General features: G+C 65.8%; 19 protein-coding genes and 2 tRNA genes. 17 read left to right on the forward strand and 4 right to left on the reverse strand.

Annotation, left to right across the window (positions count from 1 at the left end; genetic code table 11):
* Positions 1 to 105: 105 nt before the first annotated feature.
* The 7 genes from ABIE00_RS07615 to ABIE00_RS07645 all read left to right on the forward strand — a co-directional run bounded on the left by ABIE00_RS07615 (position 106) and on the right by ABIE00_RS07645 (position 6,934).
* The gene (locus ABIE00_RS07615; protein WP_354258718.1) at positions 106 to 1,242 is read left to right on the forward strand and encodes a Gfo/Idh/MocA family oxidoreductase; all 1,137 of its coding nucleotides are present in this window, start codon (positions 106 to 108) and stop codon (positions 1,240 to 1,242) included.
* Positions 1,239 to 2,048 (forward strand): TIM barrel protein, encoded by an 810-nt coding sequence (locus ABIE00_RS07620; RefSeq protein ID WP_354258721.1) that lies wholly within the window; start codon positions 1,239 to 1,241, stop codon positions 2,046 to 2,048. The genes ABIE00_RS07615 and ABIE00_RS07620 overlap by 4 nt, the downstream gene beginning before the upstream one ends.
* Positions 2,049 to 2,169: 121 nt before the next feature.
* Positions 2,170 to 3,165, forward strand: a complete 996-nt coding sequence (locus ABIE00_RS07625) for a substrate-binding domain-containing protein (RefSeq protein ID WP_354258724.1) — start codon at positions 2,170 to 2,172, stop codon at positions 3,163 to 3,165.
* A gap of 56 nt (positions 3,166 to 3,221) precedes the next feature.
* Entirely contained in the window at positions 3,222 to 4,271 is a 1,050-nt protein-coding gene (locus ABIE00_RS07630) for an ABC transporter permease (RefSeq protein ID WP_354258727.1), read from the forward strand.
* Positions 4,272 to 4,284: 13 nt separating this feature from the next.
* Positions 4,285 to 5,220, forward strand: coding sequence for an ATP-binding cassette domain-containing protein (locus tag ABIE00_RS07635; RefSeq protein ID WP_354258730.1), 936 nt, complete (start codon positions 4,285 to 4,287; stop codon positions 5,218 to 5,220).
* 22 nt (positions 5,221 to 5,242) lie between these two features.
* Positions 5,243 to 6,277: a Gfo/Idh/MocA family protein gene (locus tag ABIE00_RS07640; RefSeq protein WP_354258732.1), complete on the forward strand. Its 1,035-nt coding sequence runs from the start codon at positions 5,243 to 5,245 to the stop codon at positions 6,275 to 6,277.
* Positions 6,278 to 6,481: 204 nt separating this feature from the next.
* Positions 6,482 to 6,934 carry a DoxX family protein gene (locus ABIE00_RS07645; RefSeq protein WP_354258735.1) on the forward strand — a complete coding sequence of 151 codons (453 nt, stop codon included), beginning with the start codon at positions 6,482 to 6,484 and terminating at the stop codon, positions 6,932 to 6,934.
* Between the two features lie 357 nt (positions 6,935 to 7,291).
* Here ABIE00_RS07645 and ABIE00_RS07650 read toward each other — a convergent pair.
* From ABIE00_RS07650 to ABIE00_RS07665, 4 genes are all read right to left on the reverse strand, one after another.
* Positions 7,292 to 7,367, reverse strand: a tRNA-Lys gene (locus tag ABIE00_RS07650).
* A gap of 179 nt (positions 7,368 to 7,546) precedes the next feature.
* Positions 7,547 to 7,622 (reverse strand) — tRNA-Lys (locus tag ABIE00_RS07655).
* A gap of 116 nt (positions 7,623 to 7,738) precedes the next feature.
* Positions 7,739 to 8,944 (reverse strand): PQQ-dependent sugar dehydrogenase, encoded by a 1,206-nt coding sequence (locus ABIE00_RS07660; RefSeq protein WP_502914277.1) that lies wholly within the window; start codon positions 8,942 to 8,944, stop codon positions 7,739 to 7,741.
* Positions 8,945 to 9,028: 84 nt separating this feature from the next.
* A complete protein-coding gene (locus ABIE00_RS07665) occupies positions 9,029 to 10,054 on the reverse strand; it encodes a sunset domain-containing protein (protein ID WP_354258740.1) in 1,026 nt (341 codons plus the stop codon).
* A 225-nt stretch (positions 10,055 to 10,279) separates the two neighbouring features.
* Between ABIE00_RS07665 and ilvD the strand changes: the two genes are divergently transcribed.
* The 10 genes from ilvD to ABIE00_RS07715 all read left to right on the forward strand — a co-directional run bounded on the left by ilvD (position 10,280) and on the right by ABIE00_RS07715 (position 25,478).
* Positions 10,280 to 12,001 (forward strand): dihydroxy-acid dehydratase, encoded by a 1,722-nt coding sequence (gene ilvD, locus ABIE00_RS07670; protein ID WP_354258743.1) that lies wholly within the window; start codon positions 10,280 to 10,282, stop codon positions 11,999 to 12,001.
* A 416-nt stretch (positions 12,002 to 12,417) separates the two neighbouring features.
* The gene (locus ABIE00_RS07675; protein WP_354258746.1) at positions 12,418 to 14,319 is read left to right on the forward strand and encodes an acetolactate synthase large subunit; all 1,902 of its coding nucleotides are present in this window, start codon (positions 12,418 to 12,420) and stop codon (positions 14,317 to 14,319) included.
* Positions 14,320 to 14,321: 2 nt separating this feature from the next.
* Entirely contained in the window at positions 14,322 to 14,834 is a 513-nt protein-coding gene (ilvN, locus tag ABIE00_RS07680) for an acetolactate synthase small subunit (protein ID WP_003801493.1), read from the forward strand.
* Positions 14,835 to 14,908: 74 nt separating this feature from the next.
* Complete coding sequence (ilvC, locus tag ABIE00_RS07685; protein ID WP_331574867.1) at positions 14,909 to 15,934, forward strand: ketol-acid reductoisomerase; 1,026 nt, start codon at positions 14,909 to 14,911, stop codon at positions 15,932 to 15,934.
* A 115-nt stretch (positions 15,935 to 16,049) separates the two neighbouring features.
* Positions 16,050 to 17,639: a phosphoglycerate dehydrogenase gene (serA, locus tag ABIE00_RS07690; RefSeq protein WP_354258751.1), complete on the forward strand. Its 1,590-nt coding sequence runs from the start codon at positions 16,050 to 16,052 to the stop codon at positions 17,637 to 17,639.
* A 231-nt stretch (positions 17,640 to 17,870) separates the two neighbouring features.
* Positions 17,871 to 20,666 carry an ABC transporter permease gene (locus ABIE00_RS07695; protein ID WP_354258754.1) on the forward strand — a complete coding sequence of 932 codons (2,796 nt, stop codon included), beginning with the start codon at positions 17,871 to 17,873 and terminating at the stop codon, positions 20,664 to 20,666.
* Complete coding sequence (locus tag ABIE00_RS07700) at positions 20,663 to 21,418, forward strand: ABC transporter ATP-binding protein (protein ID WP_354258757.1); 756 nt, start codon at positions 20,663 to 20,665, stop codon at positions 21,416 to 21,418. Before ABIE00_RS07695 ends, ABIE00_RS07700 begins: the two co-directional genes overlap by 4 nt.
* Positions 21,419 to 21,452: 34 nt before the next feature.
* Entirely contained in the window at positions 21,453 to 23,012 is a 1,560-nt protein-coding gene (gene metG / locus ABIE00_RS07705; protein ID WP_354258760.1) for a methionine--tRNA ligase, read from the forward strand.
* A gap of 200 nt (positions 23,013 to 23,212) precedes the next feature.
* A complete protein-coding gene (locus ABIE00_RS07710) occupies positions 23,213 to 24,265 on the forward strand; it encodes a 3-isopropylmalate dehydrogenase (protein WP_354258763.1) in 1,053 nt (350 codons plus the stop codon).
* A gap of 100 nt (positions 24,266 to 24,365) precedes the next feature.
* Entirely contained in the window at positions 24,366 to 25,478 is a 1,113-nt protein-coding gene (locus ABIE00_RS07715) for a branched-chain amino acid aminotransferase (RefSeq protein ID WP_354258766.1), read from the forward strand.
* Positions 25,479 to 25,501: the final 23 nt, after the last annotated feature.

Genomic DNA, 25,501 nt, shown 5'->3' on the forward strand with positions numbered 1-25,501 from the left:
CTCCTTGCTGCCAGCAGTCTATAGAACGATCTAGACAGATTGCCAAAAGCTGTGCCACCATCAGTTCACTAGAACGATCTAGAATCCCGGAAAGAGGATTGAAACATGACCTATGTCCAGCAACCGGCCGGTGACAGCCACCCCGTCCGCCTCGGTCTGATTGGCGCCGGCTGGATCGGCGCCTTCCATGCCGAGTCCGTGGCGCACCGGATCCCCAATGCGCGGCTGGATGCCATCGCTGACCCCGTGCTTTCCGCCGCCGAGACTCTGGCCGGCAAGCTCGGCGCTGCAAGAATCAGCGCAGATCCGGCGGACGTGATTAACGACCCCGGCATTGACGCGGTCCTGGTGGCGTCACCGGCAAGGTTCCATTCGGCTCTTATCGGGGCCGCCGCCCGGGCCGGGAAGGATGTGTTCTGCGAAAAGCCGGGCGGCCGCACGGTCGAAGAACTGGATGAGGCGCTGGCCGCTGCAGACGCCGCCGGGGTCAACGTCCAGTTTGGATTCAACCGGCGCTTCGCGGCTGACTTTGCAGCTGCCAGGAAGCTGATCGACGACGGCGCGGTCGGCACCCCGCAGCTGCTGCGGTCCCTCACCCGTGACCCGGGCACCGCCGCCGGCATAGCCTTTCCGGAGCGGATTGCACCCGGAACGATCTTCCTGGAAACGCTGATCCATGATTTCGACACGCTGAACTGGCTGAACCCGGGCGCGGTTCCGGTGAAGGTGCATGCAGTGGCTGACGCCCTGGTTGCCCCGGAAGCAAAAGCCGGAGGCCTGCTGGATACGGCGGTGGTCACCGTGACCTACAGCAACGGCGCCATCGCCGTGGCCGAGGCCAACTTCAACGCCCTGTATGGCTACGACGTGCGGGGTGAAGTCTTCGGATCGGCCGGCATGGTCTCCGCCGGCGGGCCGCAGGCATCCAGTGCCGTGAGCTACACGGCCGCAGGTATTGCCTCGGACACCGTCCGCCTGAACATTGACCTCTTCCATGACGCCTATACCGCCGAACTCGCCCGGTTCGTCGAGGGTGTGGCTGCGCGCCGCACCGGACGCACGCCGGGTGGAGCAGCTGCTCCCGGAGGCACCGATGCCCGCAATGCGCTCGCCGTGGCCTTGGCGGCGATCCGCTCGCACGAGACCGGCCTTCCGGTGGACGTCTCCGCTGTGGCGCAGCTGCAGGCGGCCGAGCCCGAGCTGCAGCTCACGGGACCGCATGTCGCCGCGTTGGGCACATGAGCGTCCGGCTGGCAGCATGCGCGGAGATGATCTACGGCGAGTTGCCCCTCATTGAGCGGGTGCGGCGGATTCATGAGCAGGGGTTCGAGGTGGAACTCTGGGACACGCGGGACCGGGACATTTCAGCCCTGGCCGCAACGGGTGCCCGCTTTTCCTCCATGAGCGGCTACTTCGGCGGCAGCCTCATCGACCCGGACAGCGCGGACCGCGTTGTCGAATCGGCGGAGAAGCTCATCCCGACGGCGCTCGAACTGGGCGTCGAGCGGATGGTTGTTCATCCGGCGGAACTTGGCGATGGTGGGGTCGCGGTGCGGCCAATCCACCGCTCCACCGGACAAATGTGGCTGACCGGCCTCCGCACCCTTGAGCGGCTGGGCCGGCTCGGTGAACAGCACGGCGTGGTCTTTGCGCTGGAAAACCTCAATACGGTCCTGGACCACCCGGGCATACCGCTGGCCCGGGCCAAGGACACCATGGCTCTGGTGTCCGCAGCCGGTCACCCGCACATAAGGATGATGCTGGATCTCTACCATGCCCAGATTGGCGAAGGAAACCTGATTGAACTTGTCCGCGGTGCTCTGCCGTGGATCGGGGAAATCCAGGTGGCTGACGTGCCGGGCCGGTTCGAGCCCGGCACGGGGGAGGTCAACTACAGCGCCGTCGCCAAGGCACTCGTCGACGCCGGATATGCCGGCGTCATAGGGCTTGAGGCGGGGGCTTCGGGCGGAGCCGGACTTGCTGCGGGGGACGAAGCCCTCTCCGCGTTCCGGCACGCCTTCGCGCCGGCAGCCCGCGGAGAAAACTAATATCGTCCTAATGTTAGGACAAACGTTGACAAGAGTGATCCGAGTCACCATGATCGGAGTATCAGCACTCCCGGCCACTGTGGTGTGGCACGGCGGGAACCCGGATCAAAGGAGATTTTCGGTGAAGAAATTTTCATGGCGGAGGGTGGCACTGGTTGCCGCCGTCGTGCCGATGATGGCTCTGAGCGCCTGTTCGTCCAGCGGCGGCAGGGCTCCGGAGAACGCGAATGCCGGAGCCGGCGGCCAGGCTGCGTCGACGCCGCGGATCAAGGTCGCGCTCATCACGCACGCCGCTCCCGGAGACACCTTCTGGGACATTGTGCGCAAGGGTGCTGAGGAGGCCGCAGCCAAGGATAACGTCGAGCTGCTGTACACCTCGGACCCCGAGGGAGGCCGCCAGGCCCAGCTGATCCAGCAGGCCGTGGACCAGAAGGTGGACGGCATTGCGGTCACCCTGGCCAAACCGGACGCCCTCAAGGATGCCCTGAAGAAGGCCACGGACGCCGGCATTCCGGTAGTGAGCCTCAACGCCGGTGAATCCGTTTTTGCCCAGCTGGGAGCGTTCACGCACTTCGGTTCGAACGAGAAGCTCGCCGGCGAAGCTGTGGGCGACAAACTGAACTCCCTCGGACTCAAGCATGCGGTCTGCGTCATCCAGGAGCAGGGGCACGTTGGCCTCGAAGCCCGCTGTGCCGGCGTGAAGTCCAAGGTTCCGGCCACGGAGATCCTGTACGTCCAGGGCACGGATATGACCCAGGTGTCCTCCACCGTGACAGCCAAACTGCAGGCCACGCCTGACGCCGACGTCATCATCGGGCTGGGTGCGCCCTACACGCTGACCATCCTCAAGGCTGTGACCGCGGCCGGCAGCAAAGCCAAGGTGGCCTCCTTCGATATGAACGCCGAGCTCGCCCAGAAGATCGCCGACGGCGCCGTGGAATTCACCGTGGACCAGCAGCCCTGGCTGCAGGGCTACAGCTCTGTGGACGCGCTGTGGCAGGCCAAGCGCGGCGGCTTCAAGATCGGTGGCGGTCAGCCCGTCCTGACCGGCCCCACCATCGTGGACAAGGCCGGCGCAGCCAAGGCACTCACCTTTGCCCAGCAGGGTATCCGCTAGCAGTCCGCCAGCCCGGTCCGGCGGAAACGCCGGACCGGGCAGCAAGGAGCATTCCAATGACCATCACCCAGACCATTACCAAACCGGCGGTGACCGACGAGCGTGTCGGCAGGCGCAATCCTTTGCAGAAGTTGTTGGGCCGTCCCGAGGTGGGCGCCCTTGTCGGTGCGATTGTTTTGTTTGTGTTTTTCGCGTCGGTGTCCCAGACCTTTACCCAGCCGAACGCGTTCGCGACCGTGCTGTATGGCTCTTCGACGATCGGCATCATGGCGGTGGGGGTGTCGCTGCTGATGATCGGTGGTGAGTTTGACCTCTCCACCGGTGTGGCGGTGATCAGTTCGGCGCTGACCGCGTCCCTGTTCAGCTGGTACTTCAGCACGAATGTGTGGGTCGGGGTGGGCCTGGCCCTGATCGTTTCGCTCGGTATCGGGTTCATCAACGGGTGGATCCTGATCAAGACCAAGCTGCCGAGCTTCATTGTCACGCTGGCGACGTTCCTGATGCTGACGGGCCTCAACCTGGGCCTGACCCGGCTGATCGGCGGGTCGGTATCCTCGCCGTCGATCTCCACCATGGACGGGTTCTCCTCCGCCCAGGCCATCTTCGCCTCCTCGGTCACGCTGGCCGGGGTCGAGGTCAAAATCACCGTGTTCATCTGGATCGCCCTGGTGGCGGTGGCGTCCTGGGTGCTGCTGCGGACCCGGGTGGGGAACTGGATTTTCGCTGCCGGCGGCGACGCCAACGCCGCCCGGGCGGTGGGTGTTCCCGTGACGAAGACCAAGATCGGGTTGTTCATGGCGGTCGGATTCTGCGGCTGGGTGCTGGGGATGCACAACCTGTTCGCGTTCGACGCCGTGCAGTCCGGTGAGGGGGTGGGCAACGAGTTCCTGTACATCATCGCCGCCGTCATCGGCGGATGTCTGCTGACCGGCGGGTACGGATCCGCGGTGGGCGGCGCGATCGGCGCCTTCATCTTCGGCATGGCCAACAAGGGCATCGTCTACGCGCAGTGGAACCCGGACTGGTTCAAGTTCTTCCTGGGCCTGATGCTGCTGCTGGCCACCATCGTGAACCTGATCGTCAAACGCCGCGCGGAACTGAAGTAGAGGGGCCGGACCAATGAATGCACACCAGATCGACCAGCAGACGCTGCTGAAGGACGAAAAAGATCCGCTGACCCACACCCCCGTGCACCTGCTGTCCCTGGAGAACGTCGGCAAGCACTACGGGAACATCATCGCGCTGAGCGATGTGACCATGGCCGTGGACAACGGCCGCGTCACCTGCGTGCTGGGGGACAACGGTGCGGGCAAGTCCACCCTCATCAAGATCATTGCCGGCTTGCATCAGCATGACGCCGGCGTGCTGCAGATCATGGGGGAGGAAAGAAAGTTCAGCTCCCCGCGCGAGGCGCTCGACGCCGGCATCGCCACCGTGTACCAGGATCTGGCCGTGGTCCCCCTGATGCCGATCTGGCGGAACTTCTTCCTCGGCTCCGAACTCACCAAGGGTGCAGGGCCGTTCCGCCGCATGGGCGTGCAGCAGATGAAGGACATCACCAAGAAGGAACTGGCCGATATGGGCATCGACCTGCGCGATGTCGAACAGCCCATCGGCCAGCTCTCCGGCGGTGAGCGCCAGTGCGTGGCGATCGCCCGGGCAGTGTACTTCGGCGCGAAGGTGCTGATCCTGGACGAGCCCACCGCAGCCCTCGGCGTGAAGCAGTCCGGCGTGGTGCTGCGGTACATCCTGCAGGCCCGCGACCGCGGCCTCGGGGTCATCTTCATCACGCACAACCCGCATCACGCGTTCCCGGTCGGTGACCGGTTCCTGCTGCTCAAGCGCGGCAAATCGATCGGTTACTACGAGAAGAAGGACATCACCATTGACGAACTGACGGCCCAGATGGCCGGCGGCGCCGAACTGGCCGAACTCGCCCACGAACTCGAACAGCTCGGCGGCCACACGGACGCCCTCAAGGAAGTCCAGGCCGAAGTCGCCGACGTGACAGACTCCGGCAGCGAAGGCTCAGCCGCCGGCCGGGCCTCGAGGTAGGGGAGCCGTGACGAGGAGCCGCATGAAGGAAGTAACTCTTGGACTCGTCGGAGTGGGCCGGATCGGCGCAATGCACGCCCGGAACATCACCGGACTGAATGAGCTTTTGGGGCCGCAGGGCGCCTCCGTGCAGCTCAACCTGACCGACGTTGCTGCAGAGCACGCCCGCTCGCTGGCCGGCGGAATCGGTGCCGGGTTCCTGCCCTCCGTTGAAGCCCTGCTTGACTCCGGCATTGACGGGCTGGTCATCGCCACCGGGACCGCCACGCACCCCGAGCTGATCAGGGCAGGCGTGGACGCCGGAGTCCCTGTTTTCTGCGAGAAGCCGGTCGCCGTCAACGTGGCGGCATCACTGCCCGTGCTCGACCACATCCGGGCCGCGGGCGGCCGCGTCCAGATCGGGCACCAGCGCCGGTTCGATCCGGGTTACCTGGAGGCAAAGCGTGCCTTCGACGCCGGGGAGCTGGGATGGCTCCACACGGTCAGGGCTGTCACCTGCGACATGGCGCCGCCGCCGGTGGAGTTCCTGGCGACGTCCGGCGGGCTCTTCCGGGACTGCTCCGTCCACGACTTCGACATTCTCCGGTGGCTCACCGGCAAGGAAATCGTGGAAGTTTTCGCCAAAGGGTCCAACAACGGTGACCCCGCCATTGGCGCCGTCGGCGACGTCGACACGGCGCTGGCAGTGGTGACGTTCGACGACGGCAGCGTCGGAACGGTTTCGGCCAGCCGTTACAACGGGGCCGGCCACGACGTGCGGCTGGAACTGCAGGGTTCCGCTGGGTCCGTCATGGTGGGAATGGATGAGCAAATGGCGATGTCCTCTGCCGAACCGGACGTGGGTTTTCCTGCGGGGCCGCCGCACAGGACGTTCGCCGAGCGGTTCCAGACGGCGTACCGTGCCGAGATGGCGGCCTTTGTGGAACTGGTGCTGGGACAGCGGGACAACCCCTGTACACCGGAGGACGCCGTCGCAGCGTCGATGGTGGCGGACGCCGCCCAGTCGTCGCTGCAGTCCGGGGAGCCGGTGCGGGTAACGCTCCAGCCGGCGGGCTGACACGGGACGCCTGGCGCCTGCGGGGACCCGCCCTCTGCCCGCATGCCAAAGGAAAACACAAGGGCTCGCCAGTAATCTCCCTGCATCCATTAATCGGGGCTGCGGCTGTCCCCAAGGTCAGGGAGGGAATACGATGAAAACTTTGCTGCGCGGTGGCGGGCTTCTGGTGCGTCTTGGGGTGCTGCGGATGCCGGCCTTGTGCGGGTGCTGCGCCCGGCGGCGTTGCCTTCGCTGCGAATTTTGCTGGGCGTCCTTTTCATGTGGTTCGGGGCGCTGAAAGTGGCAGGCGTCTCGCCGGTTGCGGCGATGGTCGCCGGAACCCTTCCGTGGGCGGACCCGCACATGGTGGTTCCTGTTCTCGGTGCGGTCGAAGTGCTGCTCGGCGCGGCGCTCGTCAGCGGGGTGGCCCTTCGCCTGGCACTGCCGGTCCTCGCCGCGCACCTGTGCGGAACGTTCCTGACCTTCGTGATGCTGCCCGGGCTGATGTTTGCCCAGGGCGACCCGCTGCTTCTGACCGAGGACGGCGAGTTCGTCATGAAGAATCTCGTCCTCATCGGGGCGACACTGGCCTTGATCGCCCATGCTCCCGCCAGACCACGGAACCTCGGCCCGGCATGGACGCTGCCGGCACCCTCCCGGGCGGCCGTTAAGAAATAGCGCGGCCGTTCAGGAACAGCGCAGCAGTGCGCTAGCCAAGCGGCGGTGGCCGCAGGAGGACGCGCTGTCGGCCGGGATGCGGACCCGCAGCTTTGTTGGCAACGGCGTGGGCCATCGCGGAGATGCCCTGGACTTCGGTGTGAGGAAGGGACTGCCGCTGCTGTTTCCGCGCTTCGGGCTCACCGCTCCCTGAGCCCGCAAGCACTTGGTCAGCAGCGGGCTGCAGATCAGGGGTTCCACGGGCGGCGTGCCGGACCAGGGTTCTTCCGTCGGTGTGCCGGGGGAGTGGCCGCGACACAGCCGGGGACACGACGAAGCCCCGCCTTCAGGCTGGTGGCCTAGAAGACGGGGCTTCGGTGGTGCACCCCCCGGGACTTGAACCCGGAACCCATTGATTAAGAGTCAATTGCTCTGCCAATTGAGCTAGAGGTGCATCTGCTGTATCGCTCATCCGTGGGCTTTTGTTACCCTCGTCGAGCTCCGCAACGACATGCAACTCTACACGAAGTTTTGGCTACGGCAACTCGGCCATGGCGCGCGGACGGCACAGGGACTTTCCGGCAACGACGAAGCCCCGCCTTCAGGCTGGTGGCCTTGAAGACGGGGCTTCGGTGGTGCACCCCCCGGGACTTGAACCCGGAACCCATTGATTAAGAGTCAATTGCTCTGCCAATTGAGCTAGAGGTGCATCTGCTGTTTGGTTCATCCGCGGGCTGTTTATTTCCCTCGTTGACCTCCGCAACGACATGAAACTCTACACGAACTTTCGGCAGGTGTGAAATCGGGGCGGGCGGGAGATGGCACTTACCGTGGAAGCCGCAAAATCAGCGCGGAATCAGGGTTTTGGTTGTTGCTGAGAGCCCATAGATCCCCGTTGGGGGCCAGCGAGACGTTCCTGATCCGCCCAAACTGCCCCGTGAAATAGCCCACAGGATTGCCGGCATTTTCACCGTCGAGAGGGATGGCCCATATGCGCTGGCCCCTCAGGGCGCCAAGGTAGGCCGTGCTGCCGACGATTTCCAGTCCGCTGGGCGAGGAGTCCGCTGTCGATGGCCAGACAACCTTGGCGTCTATGAAGCCGTCCCGGTGCGGTGCCCCTGTGACTTCCGGCCACCCGTAGTTTCCGCCGGGCTGGATCAGATTGAGTTCGTCATTGACGTCCGGGCCGAACTCGCTGGCCCATAGGCGGCCCTGGCCGTCCCATGCCAAACCCTGGACGTTTCTATGGCCAAGGCTGTAGACGGGGTTGTTCGGGAAGGGATTGCCCGGCGCGGGGGCGCCGTCCCTGGTCAGCCGCAGGATCTTTCCGCCCAGCGCGTTCCGGTCCTGCGGCTGCTCCCGGCGCTGCGAATCGCCTGTTCCGACGTAGAGGAAACCGTCCGGGCCGAAGCGGATCCTGCCGCCGTTGTGGGTGGAGGCCTTGGACATGCCGGAGAAGATCACCTCCGGCGTGCCCAGCCGGAGGTTCCCGCCGCTGGCTGCCCCGGCGCCTTCCAGACGGATGCGGGCGATCCGGTTGTCACCGGCCGCGGTGAAGTAGGCGTACAGGTAGTGGTCCGAGGCGAAGCCGGGCGACAACGCCAGGCCCAACAGTCCGCCCTCACCGCCGGGAACAACGCCGGGAACGGCGCCGATGGTGCTGACTTTCCCGTCTTTCACGGATTTGAGCAGCGCGGAATCGCGTTCGGAAATGACGGCAGTGCCGTCCGGCAGGAAGACCGTCGACCACGGAATTTGCAGGCCCTCAATCCTGCTCCGCAATTCAGGTGCCCGCGGAGACGAGGGAGCCGCACTGGTACCCGAAGCACTGGTACCCGAGGAGCCCGTCCCGTGGCTGCCGGTGCCCGGTGCCAACGTCGCAGTTGCCCCGCCCGCCGTGGAGCCGGTGCTGCCCGGGGGAGTCGGGCCGCCGTCGCCCGTGCAGCCGGAGAGGGCCAACGTTAGCGACAGGGTCAACGTCAGGGGCAGCGTTAAGGCCGAAAACGCCGGGGCATTCTCCGCCGGGGGCATAGCGGCGGCAGATGTTGCGGGTTTCCCGGGGTGGTTGCGTGTCATGCGCTTACTCCGTCCGCCATCCGGCGCCGCCGCGTGGCGTTAGCGCCGGGACCGGCGCGGCGCCCGGAACCCGGCAGCCTCAGCGTGCGCCGGGGAGAGGAACCAGACCTCTGCCCGCGCGTCCTCGTAGCCGGCGCTGTCTTCGTCGTAGTAGGTCATGGCGCTGACATCTCCCTTGACGGTGAACCCCTCCGGGGCGCCGCCGTCTGCTGCCGGCGCGGCAGAACCCTCGCCGTAGGGCTGTTCCGCCGCAGCTTCCGTGCCCTCGCCGCCGCCCTCTTTGTGGGGGATGGGCTGTTCGCCGAAACCCCGTTCCGCGCCGAAGCCCTGTTCCAGGTGGTGGGGCTGGGGTTCGCGGTACTGGGGCTGGGCCTCGTGGCTGGCTCCGGCTTCGGTTGCAGCGGAGGACTGGATCCGCTGCCGGGTTTCAGCCTCGGCGTCCAGGGACTCGGCCGCGGCCGACTCCGCGCCCGGCAGGGTGGGGGCGTGCGGGTCCGTGTACTCGGCATGGTGCGTCGGGGCAGCAGGCTGCGTCGCGGCCTGCCCGGTGGAACGGCCCGCCTCGGCAGTGCCTGCTTCAGCATTGCCAGTGTCTGCGCTGGCCGCATCCGACCACTGGGCGTCCCACTCGGCTTTGTCCCCGTCGTCATCCCAGTCGTCAACGTCTCCACCCGCGGACTGCGCGGAGGAGGGGCGGGCGGTGGCGGCTTCCCAGGACTCGATGTCAGGTTCCACGTCCTCGGGGTCCGGGCGCGTAGCCGCGGGGGAGGCCTGGCTCATCTGCGGTGCGGCTTGCGCGGCTGCCGGGCCGGCGTCCGGTCCGGCCAGGCGGCCCGTTTCCGGCACGGTTCGGCTGGTGTCCGACGGCGGTCCCGCTGCGGCTGCGGGTGCGGCCGACGGCGCCCCTTCCGTCCGTGCGGATGCTGTCGGAGCCGTTACGGACGGGGACGTCACCTGTTCGGCCCGGGCCGCGTCTGCCGCCGTTCCCCGCGACTTCCGGTTCAGCAGCATCCACACGATGGCGATGATCAAAACGATGACAATGACCCAGATAATCCACTCCATAGCAAAGCCTTTCATCCGTCACACGAGGTTGCCGTTGCTTGACGGTACGTCGCTGTCAATAGGGCTGTCTAGGCTTGTCAACGCCAGCAGGGGAGCGGGCAGTCAGGGAAGAACTTCCAGAATGTGAGACGGAAGTCCACTATTTGATCCGAATTTTCCGGAAAATCTACCGAACGTGCCGCTTCCGGTCATTGGCAGCCGTTCCGGAGTCATAGACTTTGACCCATGAGTGAGGACATCCTGAGCGGAACCGACAACAAGCCTGACATTAAGCCTCGGAGCCGGGTTGTCACCGACGGCATCCATGCAGCTCCGGCACGTGGAATGTTCCGGGCCGTCGGCATGGGCGACGACGACTTCGCCAAGCCCCAGATCGGCGTCGCGAGCTCCTGGAACGAAATCACTCCCTGCAACCTGTCCCTGAACCGGCTGGCCCAGGGCGCCAAGGAAGGCGTCCACGCCGGTGGCGGGTTCCCGATGCAGTTCGGCACCATCTCCGTTTCCGATGGCATCTCCATGGGCCACGAGGGCATGCACTTCTCACTGGTCTCCCGCGAAGTCATTGCCGACTCCGTGGAAACCGTCATGCAGGCAGAGCGTATCGACGGCTCGGTGCTGCTGGCCGGCTGCGACAAGTCCCTCCCGGGCATGCTCATGGCCGCCGCGCGCCTGGACCTGGCCAGCGTCTTCCTGTACGCCGGCTCCATCATGCCCGGCTGGGTCAAGCTGGAGGACGGCTCCGAAAAGGAAGTCACCCTGATTGACGCCTTCGAAGCCGTCGGTGCATGCGCCGCCGGCAAGATGAGCATGGAGGACCTCACCCGCATCGAGAAGGCCATCTGTCCCGGCGAAGGCGCCTGTGGCGGCATGTACACCGCCAACACCATGGCCTGCATCGGTGAGGCGCTGGGCATGTCCCTGCCCGGCTCCGCGGCCCCGCCCTCGGCGGACCGCCGTCGTGATGAGTTCGCCCGCAAGTCCGGCGAGGCAGTGGTTAACCTGCTGCGCCTGGGCATCACGGCCCGCGACATCATGACCAAGAAGGCCTTCGAGAACGCCATCGCCGTCACCATGGCCTTCGGCGGATCCACCAACGCGGTCCTGCACCTGCTGGCGATCGCCCGCGAGGCAGAGGTGGAACTGACGCTGGACGACTTCAACCGCATCGGCGACAAGATCCCGCACCTGGGCGACCTGAAGCCGTTCGGCCGCTACGTCATGACCGACGTCGACAAGATCGGCGGTGTTCCGGTGATCATGAAGGCGCTCCTGGACGCCGGCCTGCTGCACGGTGACTGCCTCACCGTCACGGGCAAGACCGTTGCGGAAAACCTCGCGTCCATCAACCCGCCGGACCTCGACGGCAAGATTCTGCGCGCGCTGGACAACCCGATCCACAAGACCGGCGGCATCACCATCCTGCACGGTTCCATGGCACCGGAAGGCGCCGTCGTGAAGAGCGCCGGCTTCGACGCGGACGTCTTCGAAGGCAGCGCCCGCGTGTTCGAGCGTGAACAGGGCGCCCTGGATGCGCTGGACAATGGCGAGATCCAGAAGGGCGACGTCGTGGTGATCCGCTACGAAGGCCCCAAGGGCGGTCCCGGCATGCGCGAGATGCTCGCCATCACCGGTGCCATCAAGGGTGCCGGCCTCGGCAAGGATGTCCTGCTGCTCACCGACGGCCGCTTCTCCGGCGGCACCACCGGCCTGTGCATCGGCCACGTTGCCCCCGAAGCGGTCGACGGCGGTCCCATCGCCTTCGTCAAGGACGGCGACCGGATCCGCGTGGACATCGCAGCACGCACCTTCGACCTGCTCGTTGACGACGCAGAACTCGAAGCCCGCAAGGAAGGCTGGGCACCGCTGCCGGCCAAGTTCACCAAGGGCGTTCTGGCCAAGTACGCCAAACTGGTGCACAGCGCCTCCACCGGAGCTTACTGCGGGTGACACCTTCCCCTTGCGGGTGGCGCTGAGCGCCTCCCGCAAGGGGCCCCTCGGCATCACCCTTATTAAGCCCTGCCGCCTTGTGGGGGGTTTGTTCCGGGGGGATATCGTTGGGAGTAACCGGCCGGCCACCTGTGCGGCTTATGGACAATGACGTCCACACTGTGAGACGCGGGCCGTGCTCGTTGACACGTATCTCACTTAGAGGGAAAACTGAACGCATGATCGCATTCGTTACCGTCGGCACCGTCGTCGTACTTACCAAGCGCGTGGCTCCATAGCCCGACTGGTAACGAACTGTCACGCGCAACCCCTCGAAAAGCCGCCAGGCTGAGGGGTTTTTTTATTTTCCGGGCGGGACGGAACGTTCAGTTTTCCCTAGCACCACACCAATTCAAGATCCACTAAGGAAGAGTTCGATGAGCAAAGGATCGCCCATCAGCCCCTCGCTGATGGCTTCAAAGTCCGCTGGAGCCGCCAAGGCTCCGGAACGGGTCGGCAAGCCGGCTGACGCCGGGGTCGACACTGCTGCAGCCGCCTCTCCTGTCCTTGGGCCGAACAACGTCGTACCCCCGACGGTGATGACCGGCTCAGAAGCAATTGTCCGTTCGCTCGAAGAACTCGGCGTCGACGACATTTTCGGTTTGCCCGGTGGCGCGATCCTGCCCACCTACGACCCCTTGATGGCCTCCAAAATGAACCACGTTCTGGTCCGTCACGAACAGGGAGCCGGCCACGCCGCGCAAGGCTACGCCATGGTCACCGGGCGGGTGGGCGTCTGCATCGCCACCTCGGGCCCGGGCGCCACCAACCTCGTCACCGCCATCATGGATGCGCATATGGATTCCGTTCCGCTCGTGGCCATCACCGGCCAGGTCTCCAGCGGAGTGATCGGCACCGATGCCTTTCAGGAAGCCGACATCGTAGGCATCACCATGCCCATCACCAAGCACTCGTTCCTGGTGACGGACCCCAACGACATCCCGCACGTCATGGCCGAGGCCTTCCACCTCGCCTCGACAGGACGTCCGGGCCCGGTCCTCGTTGACGTCGCCAAGGACGCCCAGCAGGGGCAGATGACCTTCTCCTGGCCGCCCAAGATCGACCTGCCGGGCTACCGCCCCGTGGTCCGCGGCCACAACAAGCAGGTCCGCGAGGCCGCCAAGCTGATCTCCGCCGCCAGCAAGCCCGTGCTGTACGTGGGCGGCGGTGTGGTCAAGGCCCACGCCGCGGCCGAGCTCCGCGAACTGGCCGAGCTGACCGGCGCCCCCGTGGTCACGACGCTCATGGCCCGCGGGGTGTTCCCGGATTCGCACCCGCAGCACGTGGGCATGCCCGGCATGCACGGCACGGTTTCGGCCGTGACCGCGCTGCAGCAGGCCGACCTGCTCGTAACCCTGGGTGCGCGCTTCGATGACCGCGTCACCGGCGTCCTGAAGACCTTCGCGCCCAACGCCAAGGTCATCCACGCGGACATCGACCCCGCGGAAATCTCCAAGAACCGCACCGCCGACGTTCCCATCGTGGGCTCCGTCAAGGAGATCATTCCGGAACTGACGGAAGCCGTCCGGACCCAGTTCGGCACCACCGGAACCCCGGACCTGGCCAACTGGTGGGCCTTCCTGAATAACCTGAAGGAGACCTACCCGCTGGGCTGGACCGAACCCGAGGACGGCCTGAGTGCACCGCAGCGCGTCATCGAACGCATCGGTGCCCTGACCGGTCCCGAAGGCATCTACGTGGCCGGCGTGGGCCAGCACCAGATGTGGGCCGCGCAGTTCATCAAGTACGAGCGCCCGCACGCATGGCTGAACTCCGGCGGTGCCGGCACCATGGGCTACGCCGTGCCCGCCGCCATGGGCGCCAAGGTGGGGGAGCCGGACCGCGTGGTCTGGGCCATCGACGGCGACGGCTGCTTCCAGATGACCAACCAGGAACTGGCCACCTGTGCCATCAACAACATTCCCATCAAGGTTGCTGTCATCAACAACTCCTCGCTGGGCATGGTGCGCCAGTGGCAGACCCTCTTCTACGAGGGCCGCTACTCCAACACGGACCTGAACACCGGCCACGAGACCATCCGGATCCCGGACTTCGTCAAGCTCGGCGAGGCCTACGGCTGCGCCTCCTTCCGGTGCGAACGGGACGAGGACATCGACGCAACAATCCAGAAGGCGCTGGAGATCAATGACCGCCCCGTGGTCATCGACTTCGTGGTCAGCCCCGACTCCATGGTGTGGCCGATGGTGCCCGCCGGCGTCAGCAACGACCAGATCCAGGTTGCCCGCAACATGACCCCGGAATGGGAAGAGGAGGACTGATCATGAGCCGCCACACACTGTCCGTTCTGGTCGAAGACAAGCCCGGTGTGCTGACCCGCGTGGCCAGCCTTTTCGCCCGCCGCGCCTTCAACATCAATTCCCTGGCCGTCGGCCCGACGGAAGTTCCGGGCATCTCCCGGATGACCGTCGTCGTCGACGCCGACGGTGACCTGATCGAACAGGTCACCAAGCAGTTGAACAAGCTGGTCAACGTGATCAAGATTGTTGAACTGACCTCCGAATCTTCCGTACAGCGCGACCACATCCTGGTCAAGGTACGTGCGGATGCCGCAACTCGTCTGCAGGTGACCCAGGCTGCAGACCTGTTCCGTGCTTCAGTGGTCGACGTCTCCACAGACTCGGTGGTCATTGAAGCAACAGGCCATCCCGAAAAGCTCACGGCACTGCTGTCAGTGCTGGAGCCCTTCGGTATCCGCGAAATTGTGCAGTCCGGCACCTTGGCCGTTGGACGGGGATCCCGCTCCATGAGTGATCGGGCGCTGCGCTCCGCCTAAGCGGAAGCATTGCCCGCAAACGCAGCACCAAAGCAATACATCTACAAGAAATCCACTCAAGAGGAGTTACGCAAGTGACTGAAATGTTTTACGACGACGACGCCGACCTGTCGATCATCCAGGGCCGCAAGGTTGCCATTGTCGGCTACGGCTCCCAGGGCCACGCCCACGCGCAGAACCTGCGCGATTCCGGTGTCGAGGTTGTCATCGCCCTCAAGGAAGGCTCCAAGTCCATCGCCAAGGCCGAGGACGCGGGCTTCCAGGTCAAGAACGTTGCCGACGCCGCCGAATGGGCCGACGTCATCATGATCCTGGCGCCGGACCAGCACCAGCGCTCGATCTTCAACGACTCCATCAAGGACAAGCTGACCCCGGGCAAGGCCCTCGCCTTCGCTCACGGCTTCAACATCCGCTTTGGCTACATCCAGGCACCGGAGGGCGTTGACGTCATCCTGATCGCCCCGAAGGCCCCGGGCCACACGGTCCGCCGCGAATTCGAAGCCGGCCGCGGCATCCCGGACATCATCGCTGTTGAGCAGGACGCTTCCGGTTCCGCCTGGGACCTGGCCAAGTCCTACGCCAAGGCCATCGGCGGCACCCGCGCCGGCGTCATCAAGACCACCTTCACCGAAGAGACCGAAACCGACCTCTTCGGCGAGCAGGCTGTCCTCTGCGGCGGCGTGTCCCAGCTGGTCCAGTACGGCTTCGAAACCCTGACCGAAGCCGGCTACCAGCCGCAGATCGCCTACTTCGAGGTGCTGCACGAGCTCAAGCTCATCGTTGACCTCATGTGGGAAGGCGGCATCGCCAAGCAGCGCTGGAGCGTTTCCGACACCGCAGAATACGGCGACTACGTCTCCGGCCCGCGCGTCATCACCCCTGAGGTGAAGGAAAACATGAAGGCCGTCCTCGCAGACGTCCAGTCCGGTGCCTTCGCCAAGCGCTTCATCGAAGACCAGGACAACGGCGGCGTCGAGTTCAAGGAGCTGCGCGCCAAGGCTGAGCAGCACCCGATCGAGGGCGTTGGCCGCGAACTGCGCTCCCTGTTCTCCTGGCAGCAGCAGGACCAGGACTACGTCGAAGGCTCTGCAGCCCGCTAAGGCTGCGCCTTCCAGTGCGACAGTGAGGCCGGGTTCACACTTAACAATGTGAGCCCGGCCTTTCCGTACGCCTAGACTTTATTTACCCCCAGGACTTCAACGCAGAGGATCAGCTGTGTCAAAACCCGTAGTATTGCTTGCCGAAGAACTTTCGCCCGCCACCATCGAGGCCCTTGGCCCGGACTTTGAAATCCGCCAGACCGACGGCGCCGATCGTTCCCAGCTGCTCTCTGCCATCGCGGACGTTGACGCCATCCTGGTCCGCTCCGCCACCAAGGTGGACGCCGAGGCCATTGCCGCCGCGAAGAACCTGAAGGTCATCGCCCGTGCCGGCGTCGGCCTGGACAACGTCGACATCAAGGCCGCCACCCAGGCCGGTGTCATGGTGGTCAACGCCCCGACGTCGAACATCGTGTCCGCCGCGGAACTGACCGTCGGCCACATCCTGAGCCTGGCCCGCCACATCCCGCAGGCCAGCGCCGCCCTGAAGGACGGCGAATGGAAGCGTTCCAAGTACACCGGCATTGAACTGTTCGAGAAGAAGATCGGCATCATCGGCCTGGGCCGCATCGGCGCGCTGGTGGCCGCCCGCCTGCAGGGCTTTGACACCGAGATCCTCGCGTTCGACCCCTACATCACCTCCGCCCGCGCCGCGCAACTCGGCGTGAAGCTCGTCACCCTGGACGAACTGCTCGCGCAGTCCGACTTTGTCACCATCCACATGCCCAAGACACCGGAAACGGTCGGCATGCTCGGCGCCGACGCTTTCAAGAAGATGAAGAGCACGGCCTACGTAATCAACGTGGCCCGCGGCGGCCTCGTTGACGAGGAAGCCCTCTACACCGCGCTGCAGGACCGCCAGATCGCCGGTGCCGCCGTGGACGTCTTCGTCCAGGAGCCCAGCACCGACCTGCCGTTCTTCAAGCTGGACAACGTTGTGGTCACCCCGCACCTGGGCGCGTCCACGGACGAGGCACAGGAAAAGGCCGGCGTCTCCGTCGCCAAGTCCGTCCGCCTCGCCCTCGCCGGGGAACTGGTCCCGGACGCCGTGAACGTCGCCGGCGGCGTGATCGCACCCGACGTCCGACCGGGCATCCCGCTGATCGAGAAGCTGGGCCGCATCTTCACCGCGCTGACCCACGCCTCCGTGACCCAGATCGACGTCGAGGTTGCCGGCGAAATCGCCGCCCTGGACGTCAAGGTCCTGGAGCTCGCCGCCCTCAAGGGGATCTTCGCCGACGTCGTCACCGAGCAGGTGTCCTACGTCAACGCGCCGGTGATCGCCGAGCAGCGCGGCATCAACGTCCGCCTCATCACCACCCCCGAGGCCGAGGACTACCGCAACGTCCTGACGCTGCGTGGCGCCCTGAGCGACGGTGCGCAGATTTCGGTGGCCGGTACCCTGACCGGTCCCAAGCAGGTGCAGAAGCTCGTCGGCGTGAACGGCTACGACGTCGAGATCCCCATCAGCGAGCACCTCGTGGTGGTGTCCTACGCCGACCGTCCGGGCGTCATCGGCACCATCGGCCACATCCTGGGCATGAACAACATCAACATCGGCGGCATGCAGGTGGCACGGAACGCGGAGGGCGGCCAGGTCCTGGCGCTGCTCACCATCGACAGCTCCGTCCCGCAGCAGGTGCTGGACGCCATCAAGGCCGGCATCGGTGCCGAGATGGTGCGCGAAGTGGACCTCGAGGACTAGTCCGACGAATCCCGGCCGGCAACGGCCAGGTCCCCAACGCGGGGTGAACTCCACGTCCTCTGGAGTTCACCCCGGCCAAGTATGATTGGCCGGTCTGCGTACAATAGCTAGGTTCGAATTTAAGGATCCAGCCGGCAGGCCGGCCAATACTTTTTGCACGCCCGCAAGGGACACCTCCACATTTCGCGGTCATCGTGGCGTGCGCACGCAATCCAGGTTTCAGGGAGCCCAATGAACGCCGTCCAGAGGTTCATCAGAAGCAAAGTGCTGCTGCTGACCGCTGCAATTCTGATCTTCGCCATGTGCCTGTCCGTCCTCGTCCAGACCCAGTCGCAGGCAGCGCTGAACCGGACCGTGGACCAGAACTCGCGCGGGCTCTACGACATCCTGGTCCAAGCCAAGGCCGGCTCGGACGGCACGCTCATGCAGCCCGAAATTGCCACCGGCCAGGGCGGCATCAGCTTCGACCAGCTACAGAAGATCCGGGACCTCTCCGGCACCGCTGTCGCCGCGCCCATCAGCCTCGTCTCGCGCGTGACGCAGAACCTCGAGACGCCGCGCCTGGAGGCCATGGACTACCTGGGCTTCAACGCCGGGCTCGTCGGCACCGCGACCGCCGGGCAGCCCGGCGGCACCGACCCCAGCAAGTGGCCGGCAGCGCAGTCCGTGCTGAGCGACACCCCCAAGAAGTACCGCCTCACGGCCAGCGCCACGAGCTCCGACGGATCCTCGCAGCACACCCTCTTCAAGTCCACTGCCGAGGGCACCCTCGGCAAGGGCAAGCTCGTCGAGCAGCAGGTCGACGGCGGCAACAGCATCCGGATCGCCGGTCCCGACGGCGAGACCGGAATCAAGTTCCCTGCTCCGGCCGGCGGGTCCGAGCACAACCTGTTCAACCTCACTGTTGCCCTGCCCATGGCTCCGGAGGTCACGGAGTCTGTGGTCGCCGTCGACCCCGTCTCCGAGCGTGCCCTGCTGGGCACCGCCGGTGACTTCCTGGCGCCGCTGGAGAAGGCACCCCCGGCCGACGCCCGCAGCGCCGAGGCGGTCGGCCAGCACCTGGAGAGCCTCTTCACCACGGGCATCGGCATGAAGGAACTCGAGGAGGGCCCCGACTTCCTCGGTGTGAAGCTCAAGTACTGGGCTCCCATCACGACCCAGTACCAGCAGGCCAAGCGCAACGGCCAGCTCACCGAGGACTCCCAGGCCATTCCCCTGATCGTCCGCTCCGGTACGTCCGTCGACCTGAAGTACTCCGTGAAAATCGAGGAGATCGACGACTCCGGAAACGTGGTCAAGGAGGTTGGCACCGCCGAACGCTCCCTGGACAAGGACTACCTGCCCTTCGTTTCCAAGTCGCCCTTTGCGCTGTCCTGGCCCGGGTCCACGGACTACTCGAAGCTGCTTGGCAACTCGGCGAACTTCAGCCGCGGCCTCTACAACCCCGCCACCTGGAGCACCAACTTCGCGTCCGCCCCCAAGTACACGGACGGCTCCACCGCAGGCAACGGTGCCGAGGACAAGACCGCCACCCCGGGCGAGTGGGTCACCGTGAACCGCCTGCCGGAGAAGAGCGCCACCGGCGAGGCCGTGGACCAGACCCAGCGGAACCCCGTGGACGAGCGCTCCTACCGGGAGAACCTCGAAACGGGCAAGAAGCTTGCCACCCCGCTCGCCATGGTTTACGGCACCTTCGATCCCGCCGCCGTCCAGCAGGCGGCCGGGGACGTCAACCGGCTTCCGCTAGGCGGCTACGATCCCACGCCCATGACGCTGACCAAGGACGCGCAGGGCAAGGACATTTCGGGCACCACGCTCAAGCCCTCCCTGAGCGCCACCGGGCTCGTCAGCCAGTCGGCCGGCGCCATCACCGACTACTATGGTCTGGCTGCAGCCCGCGGCTATGAAAAGAACGCCTCCGTCATCGACGCCGTCCGCGTCCGCGCCAGTGCGGCCGGCAGCTGGAAGCAGGTCCAGCCTGAGGTGGACAAGCTCGCCGCCGAGATCCGGGACATGGGGCTCGAAGCCACCGTTGTGGCCGGTTCCGCCCGCGAGGACGCCAGTATCTTCGTTCCCGGCTACTCCAAGGACGACGCCGGCAAGGAGTCCGCGCTCGGCACCGTCCAGCAGTCGTGGGTCCGGCAGAACGCCGCCGACGCTGTGGCCGGCTCGCTGACCGCGACGAACCTGACGCTGCTGTTCCTCACCCTCTGCGGTGCCGCGCTGCTGACCGGCGCCTCGACTGTCAGCTACGTGCGGCTTCGCCGCAGTGAAGCCGGCACACTGCGCGCCATGGGCTGGACCCAGCGCCGGATCCGCTCATGGGTCCTGGAGGAATTCGCCGTGGGCGCCGGACTGCTGGCGGTTGCCGGCATTGTGCTCAGCCTGTTGAGCTGGAATATCGCCACCGCCATCGTCTCGGCGTCCGTGCTGGCCCTGTACCTGGGCGCGGCCTTCTTCGCCGCCCAGCAGCTGCGCCACCGCGAGGTGGTCGACCAGGAGCCGCAGCACGACGAGAAGCTCATCGCCGTCGACTCGCCGCTGACCTTCGCGAACCGGCAGCTGAGCACGCACCGGTTCAACGCCATCTCGCTGGCCGTCGCGGTTGGTGTGTTCGCGTCGGCGGTTGGCGGCCTGATCGCCCTGCTGATCGACATCCCGCGGGCCGCCGGCGCCAGCGCCCTCAGCGGCCTGGCTGCCGCCAGCGTGGCCCTGCCCAGCATCATCCTCGGCCTGTCCGGCGTGGCGGTGGGGCTCCTGCTTACGCTGGTGACCGGGCGCTTCGAGCTGAAGGCCAAGCGCCGCTATCTCGGCACGCTGCAGGCGATGGGCTGGAATCCTGACATGCTGGGCCAGGTCCGCTTCTTCGAGAATGCCCTGGTGGGCGCGGTTGCCGTTCCGCTGGGCATCCTTGGCGCCCTGGGCATCGGCCTTGTTCTTGCCCCCTACGCCGCGCTGTGGGCCGCAGTGGCCGGACTTGTGGCTGTTCTCTGCTGGATTCCGATTGCAACGAAAGTGGTCAAATGACTAACGACCTGAACCTTCGCCGCTCGCGCGGGAACAACGAAGGCGAAACCCCCGCCCAGACCCGGGCCAACACCATCGTCAAGGCAGCCGACCACGCCACGCCGCTGGAGTTGAACAACATCACCATCCGTTACGGCGGAGGCAAGAACGGGTCCGACGCCGTCAGCGTCGTGGAAGGCTTCGACCTCACCCTGAACGCGGGGGAGATGCACTGCGTGGCCGGCCGAAGCGGCTCGGGCAAGACCAGCATCCTGACCGTCGGAGCGGGCCTGACCCTGCCGACGTCGGGCCGGGTGCTGTGGGAGGGGGACTCCCTCGAAACCATGTCCGACGACGAGATCGCCGACCGCCGCCGTGCCCTGATCGGGTACGTTGACCAGGGCGGCGCCCTCATCGACGGCATGAGCGCACTCGAAAACGTGCTCCTCCCGGCCGTACCTGACGGCGAGGTGGAGCAGCGGCGCGAGATGGCCAAAGACCTGCTGGACCTCGTGGGCCTCGGCCGCCGCATGCGGCACCGTCCCGAGCAGCTCTCCGGCGGTGAGCGCCAGCGCGTGGCCATCGCCCGGGCCCTGATCCTGGGCACCCGCGTCCTGGTGGTGGATGAGCCCACGGCGAGCCTGGACCGGGCCTCCGCCAACCGCATCATCAGCATCCTGAAGGACACCACGTCCGACGGCATCGCAGTCCTCGTGGCGTCACATGACCACGAACTGGTCCGGCTGAGCGATACGCTGACCGAACTGATCTAGATCCATCCCTCCGCATAAAGGTAACGTTCCGCCCGTGACTTCCTCAGACAAGAGCCCCTTCTACATCACTACGGCCATCACCTACCCGAACGGCGTGCCGCACATCGGCCACGCCTACGAGTACATCGCCACCGATGCGATGGCCCGGTTCAAGCGGCTCGACGGCTTCGACGTGAAGTTCCTGACAGGCACCGACGAGCACGGGCTGAAGATTGCCCAGACCGCAGAGAAGGAAGGCATCTCGCCCAAGGAGCTGGTGGACCGGAACGCGGAGATCTACAAAGCCGCGCACGCCGCCCTCGGCATCAGCTACGACCGCTTCATCCGCACCACGGACGCGGACCACTACACCGCCTCGCAGGCCATCTGGAAAAAGATGGAAGCCAACGGGGACATCTACCTGTCCAAGTACGAGGGCTGGTACTCCGTGCGGGATGAGGCCTATTACGGTGAAGACGACACCGTGGTCAAGGAGGACGGTGCCCGGTACACCAAGGAGACCGACACCCCGGTGACCTGGACCGCCGAGGAAAGCTACTTCTTCCGGCTGTCCGCCTACCAGGAGAAGCTGCTGGCCCTGTACGAGGCCCAGCCGGAGTTCGGTGCGCCGCAGTCCCGGTTCAACGAGGTCATCAGCTTCGTCAAGCGCGGCCTCGAGGACCTGTCCATCAGCCGCACCACCTTCGACTGGGGCGTGCCGGTCCCCGGCGATGAGAAGCACGTCATGTACGTGTGGGTCGATGCCCTGACCAACTACCTCACCGGCGCCGGCTACCCGGACGTCGAATCGGAGTCGTTCAAGAGGTACTGGCCGGCCGATGTCCACATCATCGGCAAGGACATCTCGCGCTTCCACGCCATCTACTGGCCGGCCTTCCTCATGAGCGCGGGCCTTGAGCTGCCCAAGCGCGTCATGATCCACGGGTTCCTGCACAACAACGGCGTCAAGATGTCCAAGTCCCTGGGCAATGTGGTGGCCCCGGCGGACTTCGTGGCGCAGTACGGCCTGGACCAGGTCCGCTTCTTCTTCCTGCGCGAGGTACCGTTCGGCGCCGACGGCAGCTACAACCACGAGGCCATCGTGGGCCGGATGAACTCCGACCTCGCCAACAACTTCGGAAACCTCGCCCAGCGCTCACTGTCCATGGTGGCCAAGAACTGCGAGGGCAGGGTTCCTGTGCCGGGTGCGTTCACCGACGCCGACACCGCAATCCTGGGCCAGGCCAACGCGCTCCTCGAGCAGGCACGGACGGCCTTTGAAAAGCAGGAGTTCAGCCGCGCCCTCGAGGCGATCTGGGCGGTGCTGGGGGACACCAACGCCTACTTCGCCGAGCAGGCACCCTGGGTGCTGCGAAAGACCGACGTCGAGCGCATGCAGACGGTGCTGTACGTGACGCTCGAGGTGCTGCGCATCGTGTCGATCCTCGCCCAGCCGGTGATGCCCACAGCCACCGCCGCCCTGCTCGGGTACCTCGGCCAGCCGGAAGGGGCAGCCCGGGAGTTCTCGGCCATCGCGACGCCGATCGTCGCGGGCACGGACTTGCCCGCCCCCGCGCCGGTGTTCCCGAAGTACGAGGAACCCGCGGACGCCTGACGCGCTCTCTTTGATCCTGCGGCAATTCCCCCGACGCTCGATCAGTTCCTGCAGCTATTCCCCCAGCGCTCTCTCCCTTTCCTCTGGAAAGTGAGAGAGCGCTGGCGTTTGGGCGGCGAAAGGTGAGGAAGCGTTGGATGGGGTGACCGGATAATGAGACGGCTTGACCAGAATGTGGATGGCTTGGCTACCCTGAAAATATGAGCGCATCTACCATCAATCTTGCTGTCATTCCGGGCGACGGCATTGGCCCGGAGGTCATCGCCGAAGCCCTGAAGGTTCTCGAAAAGGTCGTGGCCGACGAAGGCGTCACCCTGGACCAGACCCACTACAAGCTCGGTGCCCAGCACTGGCTGGAGAGCGGCGAGACCCTTCCGGATGCTGTCCTCGAGGACCTGAAGACTCGCGACGCCATCCTCTTCGGCGCCATCGGCGCAGCGCCGGGGGACACCCGCATCCCGTCCGGCCTGATCGAACGCGAACTGCTCCTGAAGCTGCGCTTCAGCCTCGACCACTACGTCAACCTGCGCCCCTCCCGGCTGTACGGCACGGTGGGCAGCCCCCTGGCCGAGCCAGGCAACATCGACTTCATCGTCGTCCGGGAAGGCACCGAGGGTCCCTACGTGGGCAACGGCGGCACCCTGCGCGGCGGCACGCCGCACGAGGTGGCCACCGAGGTTTCGCTGAACACGGCCCACGGCGTGGAGCGCGTTGTCCGGGATGCGTTCCGCCGGGCCAACGAGCGCCCGCGCAAGAAGCTGACCCTGGTCCACAAGCACAACGTGCTGGTCTTTGCGGGCCACCTGTGGAAGCGCACTGTCGAGGCCGTGGCCAAGGAATTCCCCGAGGTCACCCACGACTACCTGCACATCGATGCCGCGACCATCTTCATGGTCACCGACCCCGCGCGCTTCGACGTCATCGTCACCGACAACCTCTTCGGCGACATCATCACCGACCTCGCGGCAGCCGTCACCGGCGGCATCGGCCTGGCCGCCTCGGGCAACATCAACATGGACCGCACCGCGCCGTCCATGTTTGAACCCGTACACGGTTCCGCGCCCGACATTGCCGGCCAGCAGAAGGCGGACCCCACTGCAGCCATCCTGTCCGCAGCCCTCCTGCTGGACCACCTGGGCTACGCTGATGCGGCCCGGCGGATCGAGTCCGCGGTGGTGGCCGACGTCGAAAGCCGCAACGGCGAAGTGCGCAGCACAAGCGCCATCGGCGATGCCATTGCGGCGGCCGTTTAGCCTCCGCCAGCAGGCGTAAGCTTGACCTGAATTACCAATCGCTGCCGTGGTCCGATGCTGAACCACGTTCAGATGCCAGGCAGCCGACCGTGGAGGAACCATGACTCAGACTGCCCATGGCGTCGAATTCACCCAGCAGCCCTCGGCCACCCCGAAGTCTGCTGAGGAGCGTGCAGCCATCCTGGCGAACCCAGGCTTTGGCGACCACTTCACCGACCACACTGCGATTGTTGACTACACGGTCGACGCCAGCGGCCACGGCGGATGGCATGATGCGCGGATCGAGGCCTACGGGCCGATCATGCTGGACCCGTCCGCCGCTGTGCTGCACTACGGGCAGGAAATCTTCGAGGGACTGAAGGCCTACCGTCACGCCGACGGTTCCATCTGGAGCTTCCGGCCGGAGGCCAACGCCGCCCGGATGAACAAGTCCGCCCGCCGCCTGGCGCTGCCGGAGATTCCGGCCGAATACTTCCTCGGCGCCATCCGCGAACTCGTGGCGGCGGACAAGGAATGGGTTCCCGCCGGCGACGGCGAGGCCCTGTACCTGCGCCCGTTCATGATTGCCACGGAGGCATTCCTGGGGGTCCGGGCAGCCCGTGAGGTGTCCTTCCGCGTCATTGCCTCGCCGGCCGGAAACTACTTCGGCGGCGAGCTGAAGCCGATTTCGATCTGGATCTCCCGCGAATACGCCCGGGCGGGCCGGGGCGGCACGGGTGCTGCCAAGTGCGGCGGCAACTACGCGGCCTCGCTCATCGCGCAGCAGGAGGCCGAGGCGAACGGCTGCAAGCAGGTGCTGTTCCTGGACCAGTTCAACGACAACGCCGTTGAGGAACTCGGCGGCATGAACGTCTTTTTCGTCATGAAGGACGGCTCGCTGGTGACGCCGGCGCTGAGCGGCACCATCCTCGAGGGCGTGACCCGCTCCTCAATCATCCAGGTCGCCAAGGACATGGGCCGTGAGGTCACCGAACGCAAGATCACGCTCGACGAATGGCGCGACGGCGTGGCTTCCGGCGAGATCGCCGAGGTGTTTGCCTGCGGCACCGCCGCCGTTATCACTCCGATCGGTGTGCTGAAGGACGCCACGGAATTCATTGGCTCGGAGGACGCAAAGGCCGGGGAGACCACCATGGCCATCCGCGCCCGGCTGCTCGGCATCCAGACCGGCACAGTCGAGGACACGCACGGCTGGCTGACCCGGCTCGCCTGAGCCGCGGCAGCAGGACAACTGAA

It is taken from the genome of Arthrobacter sp. OAP107 (assembly GCF_040546765.1).
GTDB lineage: Bacteria > Actinomycetota > Actinomycetes > Actinomycetales > Micrococcaceae > Arthrobacter.